This window comes from Pseudarthrobacter sp. NPDC059871 (assembly GCF_042731175.1).
In the GTDB taxonomy this organism is placed as follows: domain Bacteria; phylum Actinomycetota; class Actinomycetes; order Actinomycetales; family Micrococcaceae; genus Arthrobacter.
In genome coordinates this window covers 920-14,587 of the sequence record NZ_JBHWJV010000016.1, presented here as the reverse complement: position 1 = coordinate 14,587, position 13,668 = coordinate 920, and the positions used below count along the sequence as shown (strand labels likewise).

Below are 13,668 nucleotides of genomic sequence, written 5' to 3'. Positions count from 1 at the left end.
TCGAGTCGTTCCTACGGCGTGCCTCAGAGACTCCAGCATGGCCTCTGCGACAGCCCAATCGCCTTGTCGCACCATTACCTCTACGCTTTCGGTCAGAACAGACAACTGCACGGCCCCCACCATCGCGGAGGTGATCTTCAGACTCAGTACTCTGTCCATGGCCGTATCACCATCGGACGCAGTGACTGCAGAACAGATTCTGGCTAACCGGTCCGGCAACAAGTCAAGATAAGTGCCCAGGAATGCCATCGCTCCGGCGTGGCTTTCCAATTCCTCTCCCAAGTTGGCAATGCAACGCGGGTCGAGGACAGGACCATCAAATCCGGGAGCCTGCCCGTTCACGCGGACCACCGCCCGTCGTCGTGATACTCCTCGTCCAGCCCGTGCGGGGTCTTCTCCCACTTGTGCGGACTGGTAAGCATCTGCCAGGCAGCGCGCCACGCGGCCACCGAGTGCAGCACCCAGTACGCCGGGTTCAGCAGCGCGAAGATGGCGATCCGCCACCCGTGCCGCCGCCAGGTGGCCAACCCGGACACCACGATCATCATTGCGTTGCCGAACAGCATGGACACCACCCCGCCCACCAGCAGCCACTCCGGCAGGACCAGGCCCACGAAGTTGTACCCCACATACGTGACGATGGTGAAGCCCAGCACCAGCGGGTAGGCCAGGAACGCCAGCGGGGTGCCCAGGATCAGGCCCAGGAACCCTACGGCGCCGGCCACCCCCGTGCGCTGGATGTACCGAAGGGTGTTGCGGGTGTTCACGGCCGCGGTGACCATGTAACCCTTGATCCAGCGGGTACGCTGCTTGATCCACGCGGGCACCTGCGAGCAGGCCTCCTCCCACGTGGTGGAGTTGATGACGCCCACGCGGTAACCTTCGACGGCGGCGCGCAGCCCCAGGTCCGCATCCTCGGTGACGTTCCACGGGTCCCAGGCGCCCACCAGCCGCAGCAGCCGGGTATCGAAGTGGTTGGACGTGCCGCCCAGCGGCAGCGGGATGCCGGAGCGGTCCAGGCCCGGGAGCATGGAATCGAACCAGTGGGTGTATTCGATGGTGAACAGCCGGGTGAGGACGTTCTGGTCCGCGTTGAAGTAGTTCAGGGCGGCCTGCACGCAGATCAAGGGCCGGCGGTCCGGGTCCAGGTACTGCCGCTCGAACGCGTCCTGCCGGAAGGCGTCGATGGCGGCGCGGAGCTGGCCGGGATCGGGCCGGTCCTCGGCGTCGTAAATCACCACGTACTCGCCCCGCGCGAACGTGAGCCCGTAGTTGCAGGCCCGCGGTTTGGTCTGCGGTTCGCCGCGCGGCACCACCAGGATCCGCACGTACTCGGGCGGGCGGGAACGCTTGGCGGCTTCGATGGTCTCGGTGTCGTCCTCCTCCAGCAGCACCAGGACGTCCAGCTTGGACCGGGGGTAGTCCAGCTGGCCCAGGTTGGTGAGGAGCTTGTCGATGATGTTGGCCTCGCGGAATACCGGGATGAGGATGGTGTACACGGGCAGGTCCGCGTCCGGGATCCGCTCCGCCTCCTCCGCAGGCAGGCCGCGCCGGCGGAACTCCCGGGCACGGGCCTTCGCCGCGGACCGGTCATGCAGCGCGTCGAACGGCTGCCGCAGGCTGGCCACGGTCTTGAACCCGATGCTCACCAGGAACACCACGTTCACGGCGGTAAGCAGCACGATGGTGGTCAGCAAAGCGTTCAGTGCCAGCCCGGCCAGCAGGGCACTGAGCAGCACAGCGGGCAGCAGGGCCTGCCACCGGGTCAGGGCGGTCCGGGCCGAGCCGTCGGGCAGCTCTTCGGCCAGCCGTTCGGCGGATTCGTAGAGCAGGTGGTTGCGGAAAGCCCGCTGGATGGAGTGGTTGATGTCCCAGTCCGTGGTGGTCCGGAACACCACGTCCGTGGCGCCGGTGGCCCGCATGGCGGCAGCACGGATCGCCGCGCTGGGTTTCACCGCGGTGGCCACCGTGAGCACGCCGTCCTCCAAACGCCACGGCAGCCAGCCGGGCTCGGATACCTCACTGAACCGCAGCCGCTCCAGCAGCGCATCGTCCGACGGGTGGGACACCAGGTCCACCAGCGGCGCGTCCCACTGCTCGGCAAGTACCTGGTAGACGTGCCGGCGGTTCAGCCCGGTTTCGAGGATGATGTGCCGGCCCAGCAGCCCGCCCTCGGTGGCGGCGCGCAGCAGGGCACGGTCCAGCTGGTCGGCGGTGATCAGGCCGGCCTGGAGCAGTGTCTGGCCCAGCGCGAGCGACTGCCGCCCCGGGCCAACATCCAGCGGCCCGGGGACGGGCCCGGCGTCGGGCGGGTCAAGAACCGGTACTGCCTCGGACATCAGTCCACGGTCCTTTCGTAGATCCGGTGGGTGGGGCTGGTGAACGCCACCGCGTAGCGGGAGTTGAAGGTGGGGTCGGCGCTGATGGCCTCATAGACCAGGTCCGTGAAGCCGGAGTCCTGCGGCCCGGCGCCCGCCTCCACGTTCACGAACACCCATTCGGCGTACCGGGCGGGTTCGTCGAGCGCCGGGGCGAAGTGGTCGCCGGAGGCACGGTTGTAGATGTTGCCCAGCGGGATACCCATGGTGGGAAGTACCGCGTTTCCGCGGGCGCTTTCGTCCATGAGGATCCCGCCGCCGCGGTAATGGTCCTTCAGCCAGCGGGCGGCGGCGAACGAATCGGTGTTGGACTCGTGGGACATGCGCCCCTCGGCCAGGATGGCCAGCCGGCCGGCGGGGTCCTGCAGCCACCACGCGTTCTGCAGGGCAACGGCCAGCAGGAGTGCGGCGGCCACCAGGGAGCGCGTACGACGGCGGCGCGTCGCCTCGTGCACGAATGCCGCCGCCAGCACCGCGGCCAGGGGCAGTGCGGTGAGGGCGAAGCGGTTGTTCCACCAGGTGCTGGGGAGGGAGTGATCGTTGTTGATGGCGGTCTGCCCCAGGTACAGGCTCACCAGGGCGAAGGCGTAGGCGCTGCCGGTGACGGCGATCAGGAGGGTGCTGGTGGCTATGCCGCGGCGGAACACCACCACCACCGCACCGCACGCGGCTGCGGCGAGCACCACCACGCCCAGGGTTTCGAACAGGGACCAGTGGAAGGTCCAGAGGGTCAGGCCCAGGTTGCCCTTGGTGGGGAGCAGGCCGCCGTCGGTGATGTTTTTCTGCTGCGCGTAGGCGGAGTACTGGCCGAACATGAATTCCAGCGGGTTGCCGTAGATGGCCCAGTTGTAGGAAAGCCACCAGAGCACGGCGGCGGCGGGAACCATGGCGTAGCCCGACGCCATTGTGAGGGCTTCCCGGACCTGCCCGGAGCGGCGCAGCTCGGTGATGAGGACGAACAGGGTACCGGTGAGCACCAGCGCCCAGCCCTCGTAGCGGGAGAGCACCGCGGCGCCGGACGGGATCCCGGCGAACACGGCGAGCTCGCCGGCGCTCATCCGGCGGCGGCTGGTGGCCCAGTGCGCCAGCCCGGCCATGCCCGCCACCAGGCACATGAGCAGCACCGGTTCGGTGAGGGCGGTGGTGTAGGTGTAGAGGATGGCCGGGTTGGCCAGGACCACCAGCACGGCGGCGAGCCGCCCGGCCCGGCCGTAGCCCAGGCGGGCGGCGATCCGGTAGAGGCCGGAGGCTGTGGCGGCCAGGGCCAGGGTGCCCAGGATGCAGGCGCCCCAGCCGGTGCTGAACATCCAGAGGTTGATGATGAACGGCATCAGGAGCAGGTGCGGCATGGGCAGCCACACGGTGCCCAGCTGTTCGAAGCCGGGGGCTTTGCTGTCGAACACGCGCCGGGCGATGGTGAGGTGGCTTTGCGCGTCCGAGTAGTCCAGGTTGCTGCCGGAGCTGGTGGTGTAGAGGCAGGCGAGGAAACCCACCACTGCCGCAGCCCCGGCGATCACGGCGGTGCCGGGCACGTGGCGGCCGGCCACCCGGGCGCCGAGGGACGCCCAGGTGCGCGCCAGCCACGGGTCCCGCTCCCCCACGCCCCTCGGAGCGGGCGCGGGCGCGCTGGCCGGCGGGGCCTGGAGGCTACTGGCCACTGGCGGTGTCCGCGGCGGCGGCCTGTTCCCGGGCTTCGGCGTAGGCGCCGGCGTGCCGTGTGTGCCGGCGGCGCAGGAGGACGCGGGCAGCGAAGGCGAGCAGCAGCACGGCGGCGGCCGCGGCGATCCAGAGGGCCAGGGGCCGGAACCCGTCCGTGACTTCGGCCTGGGGTGTGATGGCGTTGCTTTCGAGCAGGACGGGGTCGCCGGTGGTCTGGGTGACCAGCAGGTTCCGGGACAGGGCGCTCCAGCCGCCTGGCTGCTGCTGGACGTGGGCTGCCAGGCTGCCCTGCAGGGTGCCGGCGGTGGTGGTGCCGGGGGCGTTGTCGGGGGCCCAGCCGCCCAGGAGCAGGAGGTTGCGGCCGTTCTGTTCGAACCCTTCCAGGACGCCGTAGGGGGCGGTGGTGCCAACGCCGAATTCGATGTCGCGGGCGGCCACGGTGCGGAAGCCGGCCAGGCGCAGCGGCGCCGCCACCTTCTCGGCGGTTTCTGCGGTGGCGCCCACCAGGAGGCCGGAGTCGCTGGAGTCCAGGAGGCCGGCGGCATCGGTGAGGCGGACGTCCAGGAGCCCTGCGGAGTCGCGCTGCAGGGCGAAGGCGAGCGCGGCGGCGCTGATGGTGTTCTCCTGCGCGGTGGCGCCGTCGTCGAACGCTATGGGCAGGGTGCTGCCCAGCACCTGCGGGAAGCGGGCGAAGCCTGGCTTGAGGGAGTGGCCGCGTTCGGCCGTGAATTTGCTGCCGGTGGTGTCCACGGTGAGTTCCATGGGCAGGAGGCCGGCGGGGCCTGAGCAGTCTCCGCCGGCGGGGAGGGCGGTGAGGCGGAGGCGGAGGCCGTTGCGGGACTGGATCTGCCCGGCGGGGACGGCGGCGGTGAGGTCGAAGCTGTCGCCGTCCAGGGTGTGGGAGCTGATCAGGTAGTCGTTCCAGTAGACGGAGAGGGCTGCCTGTCCCCCGGCGGGCACGGCGGTGTGGGTGCCGCTGAGGTGGAGGGTGACGGCGGAGACGGGGCCGCCGAACTGGGACTGGTTGGCGCCCAGGTAGGTTTCCTGGGTGCCGTAGCCGGCCAATTTGATGGTGTTGGCGCCGAGGTCCGCGAGGGTCTGTTCGGGTCCGGCGGCGGCGGGGACGGTGGAGGTCATGCCGGTGACGGTGGTGGAATCTGCCAGCGCGGATTTGGTGTTGGCCAGTGCCTGGGCGGCGCTGCGGAGTTGTTCGCCGTGGCCGGTGAGGGCCAGGGCGGGGCGGCCGGCCTGGGTGGTGAGGGCGGTGCTGACGGCGTCCTGGTCTTCCGGCTTGGCGGCGGCGATGCTGATGATCCGGGAGCCGGCGGGCAGGGCGGCTGCCCGGGCGGCGGCGTCCGTTTCGGGGACGATGCTGAGGGCGGCGTCCGGGTAGCGGTGGGCCATGGCGGCGGAGGCGGCCAGGATGGCCGCGGAGACGTCCGACGGCGGATTGGCCGGCACCGGGATGAGGACGGCGGGCACCGAGGGGGCCAGGAATTCGGCCACGGTGGCGGGTGCGGCTTCGGTGCCGCTGGTGGCGAGGGCCACCTTGCTGAGGGTGGCGGCGGACTGGGCTGCGGTGCAGACGTTCTGGACGGCGGGGAGGTAGTCCAGGTTCAGGACCAGTTCGTGGTCCGTGAGGTCCGCTGCTGTGACTGGCGCGTCCAGGGTGAGGGCAGCGCCGGCGGGGGCTTCGAGGAGGGGGCGGCCCTTGGCGGTGACGCGGACGGTGCCCTGGACGGCCTGCCCGGCCACGGCGATGGTGCCGGTGACACGGGCGGGGGTGAGGCCGTCGGCCACGTGCAGGGCAAGCTGCTGCCCCGTCTGGCCGGGAAGGGCCGACAAGGAGGCGGTGGACGCCGGCGCCGCCGTGCCGTCGGTGTGCGTGGCGGGGACGCCGGCCGGGGCCGCTGCGGGGGTGGCGGCATTCGCGGCGGGTGCTGCGAGAAGGAAACCGGTGGCAAGCAGGGACGCGCAGGTGAGCACGGTGCCCCCTGCCTTGAAACGTGAAAGCATTCCCCAAGCTTCTGCGGGCCAGTTCAAGGCAAGACGGTGCCAACGCTCAAGAGTTGGTCAAGAAGTGGCGTTGGGGCTGGTCAATCCGATGTCGCAAGTGGCCAACCCCACTGGACGCTGTTCAGACCAAGGCACCTGCAGAGCGAACGCTGCAACCCCATTCTGGTTTGGCCACGGGAGAAGTTGGTTCGGATACAGGGAAGTAGCAACTAACGCTGTCAGTGCCGGCCATCGGGCTCGGCTTGGCATCTGAAAAATTGCAATCTGCAAGTACTACGGGGCTTCAAACCAAGTAGAAGTGACCCCAAAGACGGGTATAGCCCTCGGTGGTCAAGATCGCTCACGAGGGGTTTTCTTTATTCCACGATTTCATCCCGAAAGGATAGTGATGAACAGAAAAAAAGCTTCGCCTAGAATCGACCAAGCCCTTGGAAAAGCATCCCAGCAAACCGTTAAACGTCGAGGCCTCCTGCGCCTGGGTACAGTTGTGGGAGCCTTGACGGGGGGTACTGCAATGTCGGCAATATGTGCGACCACCGCCAATGCAACGCCGTCATCTACGGTGTTATCAGGCGCATACATCCCTGTAGTTGAAAAGGGTACACCGTCAGGCGTGGCAACCCTCGACACGGCGTCCAAGATACCCATGAGTCAGGTGCCAGACCTGTCTTCAACCTACGTCAGCAAATCCGTAGCGGAAGTCGTAAGCCTCAATGTTGGTTTAGGGAATACCAACGCACGCATACCGTTCCGCACTCAAGTACAAGCCGACGCCGCAGCACCGGGGACTGGTGACTACGTGGCGCATCTACTGCGAACTGATGTGGTCGGAGACTTCACTGGCATCAAGTCGACCAACTCAGGCTGGGTTTGGGGAGCCAATTTATATACTAAAACCGGAACTGGAGCGACCGACGGAAAAGGATTGACTTATTTAACGGGCGCACTCGTTGAGGCCTCGATCGGTGGTGCAGCTTTTACCGGGACGGCATTCGGATTGATGGTCGAAGCAGCATTCATTGGCCCATTTGCTGGAGGAGAAGTCGGAAATATGACGTCACTCAAGGTCGGTGCCCCGAAAAGAAAAGACGGGGCATCAGCAGGGACTGCTCGAAATGTATTCGGGGTATGGGTGGATGCTGTGCGCGATGGCGCTTTAGGGTCCCTTCCCGGTACTGCCTACTCCTTGTTTGTAGAAGGAGGCCGGACACATCTCGGTGGCGACGTGATGGTAGGTGGCAGCTTCACAGTTGGACAAAACAGCGCTGCCTATATCGGAGGCCACAAGCTCTACAACAAGAGCGGAAGATTGGGAACTGATAGCGGCATCGAAGCGGCCAATCTAGTAGTCTCAGGCGGCATTAGCGCCGCATCGGTTCTAGCCGACAACCTAATGAGCCGGATCGACTCCAGTCGAAAAATCTTCTGGGGCGCAGGATCGCCCGAAGGCCGTCGCTCAGCATCGACGGGATCTCTGTTTCTTCGGACTGACGGAGGGGCTCGAACGACCCTATACGTCAAAGAAAATGGCACCGGATCCTACGGGTGGGCGGCGAAGTAATGGAGGGAATCGTTTATCTCCACAACTTAGCCGGACAGGCGCTTGCCCAGGCAAATGCGGAGATCGAACAGCTTCGCCGCAGAGTGGCAGAGCTCGAGATACTCCAAGAATCGAAGGCTACTCCCGAGCCTCCTCGGCAAGTACGTCCGGAATCGTCAGCCGGCACCTGAACGCGGCAAATTCCCCCTCTGTGGTCCAGACCGCTTCAAGTAGACGTAAGAGGCCTCTAGGAGAATGCGCTCCGCGGATAGACCTGTCGACCGCATTCGGTGGGCAACAGCGTTCTATATGACTAACAGAGTATCGTCACAACTCGTATCCCGCAGACGCACGGTCTTTCAAAAGAGAATTATTCTGCATAATATGATCAGACCGGGGAGGGCTGGCTGCAAGAGTGCCACCTCCTAAACTGCTGGGGGGCATATTATGGGGGCCAGACGACTCAACCTACGGCTTGTGGGCCTTCATAGGCAGGAAGCGTGCGCCACACCTGAGAAGGGGTTCCCAATTGCCCTTCTAGCGGGGCTGCGGCAGACGGTGCAATTAGACACCGTCGAATTGGGAACAACAACGCTAGTTCAAGTTGGCGCCTCGCCCGGAGAAACTTGGTTCAAATTCCCGAAGATATCATCGGACCATGCGGTCTGCATATTCGTGGGTGAGACGGCTGTCCAAATTGACTGTGGGCTAGAGGGGAATGTGTACAGCCAACCGGCTGCATGCTGGTTCGCGTTCGGGTGTCCAGACTTGCGCGTAGCCTGGGCTGCTGACGGACACATCACCCTTGTGTCTTTTCCTCGGCAAGTGCTTGAGGACTTTGGCATCGACGCCGCGTCTGCTCTCTGGGCTCTTAGCACCCACAGCTCTCTCCTGAGCCCTGTGGCTCAATTTCTGCAAGCAGTATGCCGCGAAGCCGGCCCTACTTCAACCGTTGCAGCGTACTTTTTGGAGAAGCTAGTTCACGAAATGCTGGGCGGCTTAGCCCTGGACAGTTTGGGAGCGTTCCCCGGGCATCACAGACTGTCGCTTTACTCAAAGGCCATGGCCTACGTGGCAGCTTCAGCGGGGGATGTTGGCCTTACTCCCTCTCTCCTAGCGGAAAAATTCAACGTCTCTCTTCGTCATTTGCAGAGGGAGTTCAGCAAAAAGGGCGAGACGATTGCCGACACCATTCGACAAGCCCGTATTGACCTAGCCCTGCGGCTACTAACAGACGACTCTTACATGATGCTCGACTTGGACCAGGTCTCCACGCATGCTGGATTTGCTTCTCTTGGGCACTTACGCAGAACCCTCCGAAAAGCAGGGTTTGGCTCTCCTCGAGACATCCGCAGGCTAGGCATACCGTCCGTAGACGATGACGACGGCGCTCGTCGCTAGGCGACAAAGGCTGCGCGAGGGGCGAAGTTGGTCGCTCAGTGTCTTGGGCCCGGCCGGTTCGTGGCACAGTCTGCCTAGCAACGTAGCTCACCGCTGTATCTGTCGACCGATACACCGCCGGCACATGGGGTCGAACAGATTTAGTTTGTCTCAAACCGACCTTCGCGCATCTGACCTTGCGCAGGCCCAATGAACATGACATGACACGCCAATGTATGGATTAACGACGTCTTACTGCACGATTCGCGACGCGTATTCACAACCGGCGGAATTCCTGGTGAAGCAAAAGGTGGGATAGGTGTGGGCATCCATTGGGGGCGCCTGTCCAGTCAAAACAAGGGGCAGAAATGTCAGAATCTGAAATCACCAGCAAGTCAGTCAACACAATCAACCGGCGTCGAGTTGTCGTCGGGGCGGCTTGGTCGGTTCCTGTTATCGCGGCTGCTGTGGCCTCTCCCGCCGCCGCAGCCTCTGTAATCGAAGCAGGCGCATTCGCCCTGCGCGGAAGCTGTGGGACGCTGGGCGTTCTCGGTCCAGGCTTCACACTTACCGCGGGACCCACGGCCGCGCTGCCGGTCGGGACCACAGTCACGATAATTGGTTCCGGCGTCGCGAACATCGGCGTGTTCAGTGTCTCGGGTGGAACCGCAAATGTCGCAGTACTAGCAGGTAATTCGCGTCTGGTGACTCTTACCTCTGCCCTTCCCGCAGGTGCAACAATCGCCTTCCGAACCACTCTTTCGATAAGCGTTGCCTTTACTCTCAACGCGGCAGCAACCTTGCCGGCTGACTACCAGGGTACTGGCGCAAAAACTGCAGCCAACGTGTCTTCCACGCTTGTTCTCTGCAGCGCCGGCTAACCTATTTCAACAACTAACTCCAATAGCTCCTCAGGTCGGCATGGCATCCCTGGCTATGTCGGCCTGAGGCCGTAATGCTTGCAGGGTGCCAGGCCAACTTAGCAATGGCGCCTCGAACGGCTTCCTAAAGTGGAATCGAATCTCTAGCAAGGCGCAGTGGCCTCACTGCTCACGGGCCAACCACCGTCACGGCCCAGAAATAGGTCCAAGGGCGGCGCCGAAGACTGCAAGTTCATCAGCACGATCATTGAAGACCAGCGCCTAAAAGATCCGCGGCCCGCCCTTCCTGTCGATCTCTAGCTTCCTGCCTGCTCCCAGCCTGACGCTTAAGGCCGCCTCATTGTTGCCAAACGAGACGGCGTTTTCGCCCCGAGCAGCGTTAGCTCCGCTAGAGCTAACCAATCCGGCTCTTCGCGGTTCGTGGGGAAACGGATCCCTGGCTTGAGCGTCATGGCGCTGTCCGGACGGCACATCTCAAGAGAGTAGTCGATTTGTAGGTGCTGCGTTGCGGTAACCGCAGGCCGTTCGCTTGATGTTTTTGATCGCGGTGTTGTTGCCTTCGACTTTCCCTTTTGTGGCAATGGTAATTATCAGCATCTCGTCTTTCCACCGTCTGCGGGCGGTGCGGTAGAACCTGCGGGTTTCCCGCCCTGCGACTGCACCAGTTACTTGAGTACATTCTTGCCCGCGGCGCCCCTTGACCTGTCGGGAGCGGTGCTTCCGGGTCTTGGTTATGGCCCTGTTGACCAGCCAGACCAAGTGGAAATGATCAACCGCGACAGCGGTCCGCGGAAGCCACATTCCCCAACGCCTTGCGGAACGCCGCCGACGGATCGATCGCGACGACCTGCACCGCCGGGCGCGACTCCAGAACCCGGGCGAACGCCAGTCCCGACCTCCTTGCCGTCCTGCCCGTCGACGACACCAAGGACCTGTCCGGTGTCCGGGGCACAGATGGTTGTCATACACGGTTCGAACCCGGACCACGCTTTCGTTGACGGGTCCTGGACATAGCACACGGATCGGAATCGGGTTCATCCATGCCGAGCATCCGAGAGCTGAGCTTGTCCACGTCCGGCAACTGCAACAGGCACGCCTCTGTCACCGCGCCGAACCATCCAGCACGATACGGCGAAGCCGGCCGCTGTTTCCGACACCGCGCGGACGGAGCGGATGACCGCGTCCACGAGATGGTCCCGCAGTCGACTCGTCGAGCGGGCGCGGCCCGGGACTTGGAGCGTGGATTCAAAGAATAGGAGCCGGTCACACGCTGGCTCTTCGCGGTACCAGCGGAACTTGGACCAGAGCACTTCCATCGTGCCAGCGACAGGGATATCGCGGAGCCGCTGGACGCGGTGTAACTTCCGGCGGAAGTCAATGACACCAGTGCTCGGGCACCCCGGTGGGCGGTCTGTTTAGACAATGACCCGCCAGCGGCCGGCAGTGATGATACTGCAATTGACGCGGTGGTCCGGAAGGTTGAAAGGATGGTGGCAGCATCGACCAAGACCGCGGTAGGCTCACGGCTCGTGGTCCTGTTCCAGGTTGGCTGCTAGACCCTCTTGTCCCAGAGGGGCCTCGGGCCCCTTGTCTTCAAGGACATAAAACTCAATTCCACAAACCAAGAAGAGAGCGCCACCAATCCGGCCCGAGCGAGATTCTCTTCATACAGCCCGGAGCCCTTCCAACTACGTCCCAGTAGCGGGGCGCGGAATACATGGAAAGAGGCCGAGATTTGCTGCACCTCGACCCACTACCCCTGGCAATGGCAGCGAAGCCAGCCCACGACGCGATCATGACAAAGGCCGTATCCAATGAATGAACGCAGTAACCGGACAACCGATACCCCTCGACAAATCCTGCCAAAGGTGGACAGACTAGATGTCTAACCGCATATACATCTAAAGGGACCCACTAGGACTGTGCTGGGCAATCCGGTACCAAATAATGATGTAGGAGTAGCGATGGATACTGCACCGAAGACGATCAAGCAATTTCCACGACGGCACCTTCTAACAACTGCCGCCGCCGGATTGGCCTCCTACAGCGTCGGATTAGGAATCTCACCAGCTTCTAGTGCAGCTGAGGCGAAGACTTTCTATGTGAGTAACGCGGGCAACGACGATGCCTACGGGGAATCACCTGAGACAGCGTGGGCGACCCTCGCTAGAGTAAAGAGGGCTGTCGGAGCGCGGCGAATCAACCGCGGCGACCGCATACTTTTTCGCGCTGGTGACGAGTGGTTCGGCGACATCACCTGGGTTGTCCCCTCTAGTGGCACTGACCCGCATCTGACATTTTCATCCTACGGATCTGGTCCAAAGCCGAAAATATCGAGATACAAAATTTGCAACAATCCATCTTCTTGGGTAAAACACGCAACAAACATTTGGAAGATTGATCTGACGTCCGGATCTGGTGCCTTCACCGGTAACATCGAGTCCAACAGCACAAATGTTGGATTCATCCGCGTCGGAGGAACTATATATGGTTGCAAGAGATGGACTTTGAGTCTCATGCAGTACCGCTGGGACTTTTTCAGTGATGAGCGTTTTCTTTATGTCTATTCCGTGTCTAATCCGGCTACCGTCGCAGATTTCAGGGCCGCTGTAGCGGGCAACATTATAAATGCAGCCAGCTCGATGACCGTGAGAGGACTTGAACTCGTGGGGACTGGAGGTCACGGCTTCTGGGTGAGCAACGGGTGCGGCAACATCAGGCTGGAAGATACAATTATTCGTGAGATTGGCGGATCCGCGCTTCCTGGCTCCTATCAGACCCGTTACGGCAACGGCGTTGAACTCTGGATCGGAAGCTGGGATGTCACGGTAACCAATAACCAAATAAGTGATGTTTACGACGTTGCAGTTACAATGCAAGGCAAGCAGTCCTCAACACTCCTCGGCTGGCGAAACTGCACAGTCTCGGGAAACAGAATTGACCGATGTACACAGGCTTTCGAAGTTTGGAGCGAAGGGATCATATCCGGATCAGGTTCTGGCCACATCAACTGCTTGTTTCAAAACAACACATGCACACGCTCCGGCTACTCGTGGGGCATGCTCTTTCGGCCAGCAAAAAACGGCCAAGGTACCCATATTCTCTTTTACACCACACAACTCAACTGCGACATTCAGATCTCGGGCAATACTTTTGACGACGCGTTCATGAACTACTGCTACTTCTTGTACACGCCTCCAAAGGATCTAGTTATGAATCGAAACACCATCCGACTAAAAGCGGGCATCCCTGTTCAACATCAAATCCAGAAGTACACAGTTGAACGACACCTTGAGTGGAGCCAGTTCACAGGACTCGAGCTCGAAAGCAGTTTTCAGGTCATTTAGGTCTCCAAAAACCCAGCGTGGAACAACGTCTGCAGCGCGGGGTGGGCATCCCCACCGCGTCTGATTCTCAATCGATAGATTGCAGGCTCCGACTCTAATCTACTTGGCAGCAGGCTTTAGGGGCTCTTCAAGGTTCGTGGGGAATTGATTTCGTGTCGTAGATAAACAGAGGGCCCGTGGCCCTGCTGGGATGAGTGTGTCTAGCATTCAACCAGGAACAGGACCACGAGCCTTGACTGAGCCTATCGTTGTGGCGTCCGACGCTGCCACCAGCATCTTCAACCTGCCCGACTACCGCGTCATCTCCGCCAGTGTGCTGGCCGATGGGCGCCGCCAGATCGTCGTCGAAACTGATCAGCCACCGGGTTGTCGGCTCTTCAAGGTTCGTGGGGAATTGATTTCGTGTCGTAGATAAACAGAGGGCCCGTGGCCCTGCTGGGATGAGTGTGTCTAGCATTCAACCAGGA

At 62.6% G+C, this 13,668-nt stretch carries 8 protein-coding genes; 4 read left to right on the top strand and 4 right to left on the bottom strand.

Annotation, left to right across the window (positions count from 1 at the left end; translation table 11 throughout):
- Nucleotides 1-338 precede the first annotated feature (338 nt).
- The 3 genes from ACFV4R_RS18930 to ACFV4R_RS18920 are packed head-to-tail and all read right to left on the bottom strand — an operon-like array spanning nucleotide 339 to nucleotide 6,053.
- On the bottom strand, nucleotides 339-2,339 hold the full coding sequence (locus ACFV4R_RS18930; RefSeq protein WP_377203966.1) for a glycosyltransferase: 2,001 nt from the start codon (nucleotides 2,337-2,339) through the stop codon (nucleotides 339-341).
- Complete coding sequence (locus ACFV4R_RS18925; RefSeq protein ID WP_377203967.1) at nucleotides 2,339-4,036, bottom strand: glycosyltransferase family 39 protein; 1,698 nt, start codon at nucleotides 4,034-4,036, stop codon at nucleotides 2,339-2,341. Before ACFV4R_RS18925 ends, ACFV4R_RS18930 begins: the two co-directional genes overlap by 1 nt.
- Nucleotides 4,026-6,053: a hypothetical protein gene (locus ACFV4R_RS18920; RefSeq protein ID WP_377203968.1), complete on the bottom strand. Its 2,028-nt coding sequence runs from the start codon at nucleotides 6,051-6,053 to the stop codon at nucleotides 4,026-4,028. Before ACFV4R_RS18920 ends, ACFV4R_RS18925 begins: the two co-directional genes overlap by 11 nt.
- Before the next feature lie 613 nt (nucleotides 6,054-6,666).
- Between ACFV4R_RS18920 and ACFV4R_RS18915 the strand changes: the two genes are divergently transcribed.
- The 3 genes from ACFV4R_RS18915 to ACFV4R_RS18905 all read left to right on the top strand — a co-directional run bounded on the left by ACFV4R_RS18915 (nucleotide 6,667) and on the right by ACFV4R_RS18905 (nucleotide 9,854).
- Nucleotides 6,667-7,614: a hypothetical protein gene (locus ACFV4R_RS18915; RefSeq protein ID WP_377203969.1), complete on the top strand. Its 948-nt coding sequence runs from the start codon at nucleotides 6,667-6,669 to the stop codon at nucleotides 7,612-7,614.
- Nucleotides 7,615-8,040: 426 nt separating this feature from the next.
- Nucleotides 8,041-8,994, top strand: a complete 954-nt coding sequence (locus tag ACFV4R_RS18910; protein WP_377227126.1) for a helix-turn-helix domain-containing protein — start codon at nucleotides 8,041-8,043, stop codon at nucleotides 8,992-8,994.
- Nucleotides 8,995-9,341: 347 nt separating this feature from the next.
- Nucleotides 9,342-9,854, top strand: a complete 513-nt coding sequence (locus ACFV4R_RS18905; RefSeq protein WP_377203970.1) for a hypothetical protein — start codon at nucleotides 9,342-9,344, stop codon at nucleotides 9,852-9,854.
- 474 nt (nucleotides 9,855-10,328) lie between these two features.
- Here the strand turns inward: ACFV4R_RS18905 and ACFV4R_RS18900 are convergent, their stop codons facing one another.
- Nucleotides 10,329-10,451 (bottom strand): transposase, encoded by a 123-nt coding sequence (locus ACFV4R_RS18900; RefSeq protein ID WP_377227125.1) that lies wholly within the window; start codon nucleotides 10,449-10,451, stop codon nucleotides 10,329-10,331.
- A 1,367-nt stretch (nucleotides 10,452-11,818) separates the two neighbouring features.
- On the opposite strand from ACFV4R_RS18900, the gene ACFV4R_RS18895 reads away from it, so the two are divergent.
- Nucleotides 11,819-13,201 carry a right-handed parallel beta-helix repeat-containing protein gene (locus ACFV4R_RS18895; RefSeq protein WP_377203972.1) on the top strand — a complete coding sequence of 461 codons (1,383 nt, stop codon included), beginning with the start codon at nucleotides 11,819-11,821 and terminating at the stop codon, nucleotides 13,199-13,201.
- Nucleotides 13,202-13,668: the final 467 nt, after the last annotated feature.

Coding starts and splice junctions, on each gene's coding strand:
- ACFV4R_RS18930 (WP_377203966.1), bottom strand. CDS start 2,339: ATGTCCGAGGCAGTACCGGTTCTTGACCCGCCCGACGCCGGGCCCGTC.
- ACFV4R_RS18920 (WP_377203968.1), bottom strand. CDS start 6,053: ATGCTTTCACGTTTCAAGGCAGGGGGCACCGTGCTCACCTGCGCGTCC.
- ACFV4R_RS18910 (WP_377227126.1), top strand. CDS start 8,041: ATGGGGGCCAGACGACTCAACCTACGGCTTGTGGGCCTTCATAGGCAG.
- ACFV4R_RS18905 (WP_377203970.1), top strand. CDS start 9,342: ATGTCAGAATCTGAAATCACCAGCAAGTCAGTCAACACAATCAACCGG.
- ACFV4R_RS18900 (WP_377227125.1), bottom strand. CDS start 10,451: ATGCTGATAATTACCATTGCCACAAAAGGGAAAGTCGAAGGCAACAAC.
- ACFV4R_RS18895 (WP_377203972.1), top strand. CDS start 11,819: ATGGATACTGCACCGAAGACGATCAAGCAATTTCCACGACGGCACCTT.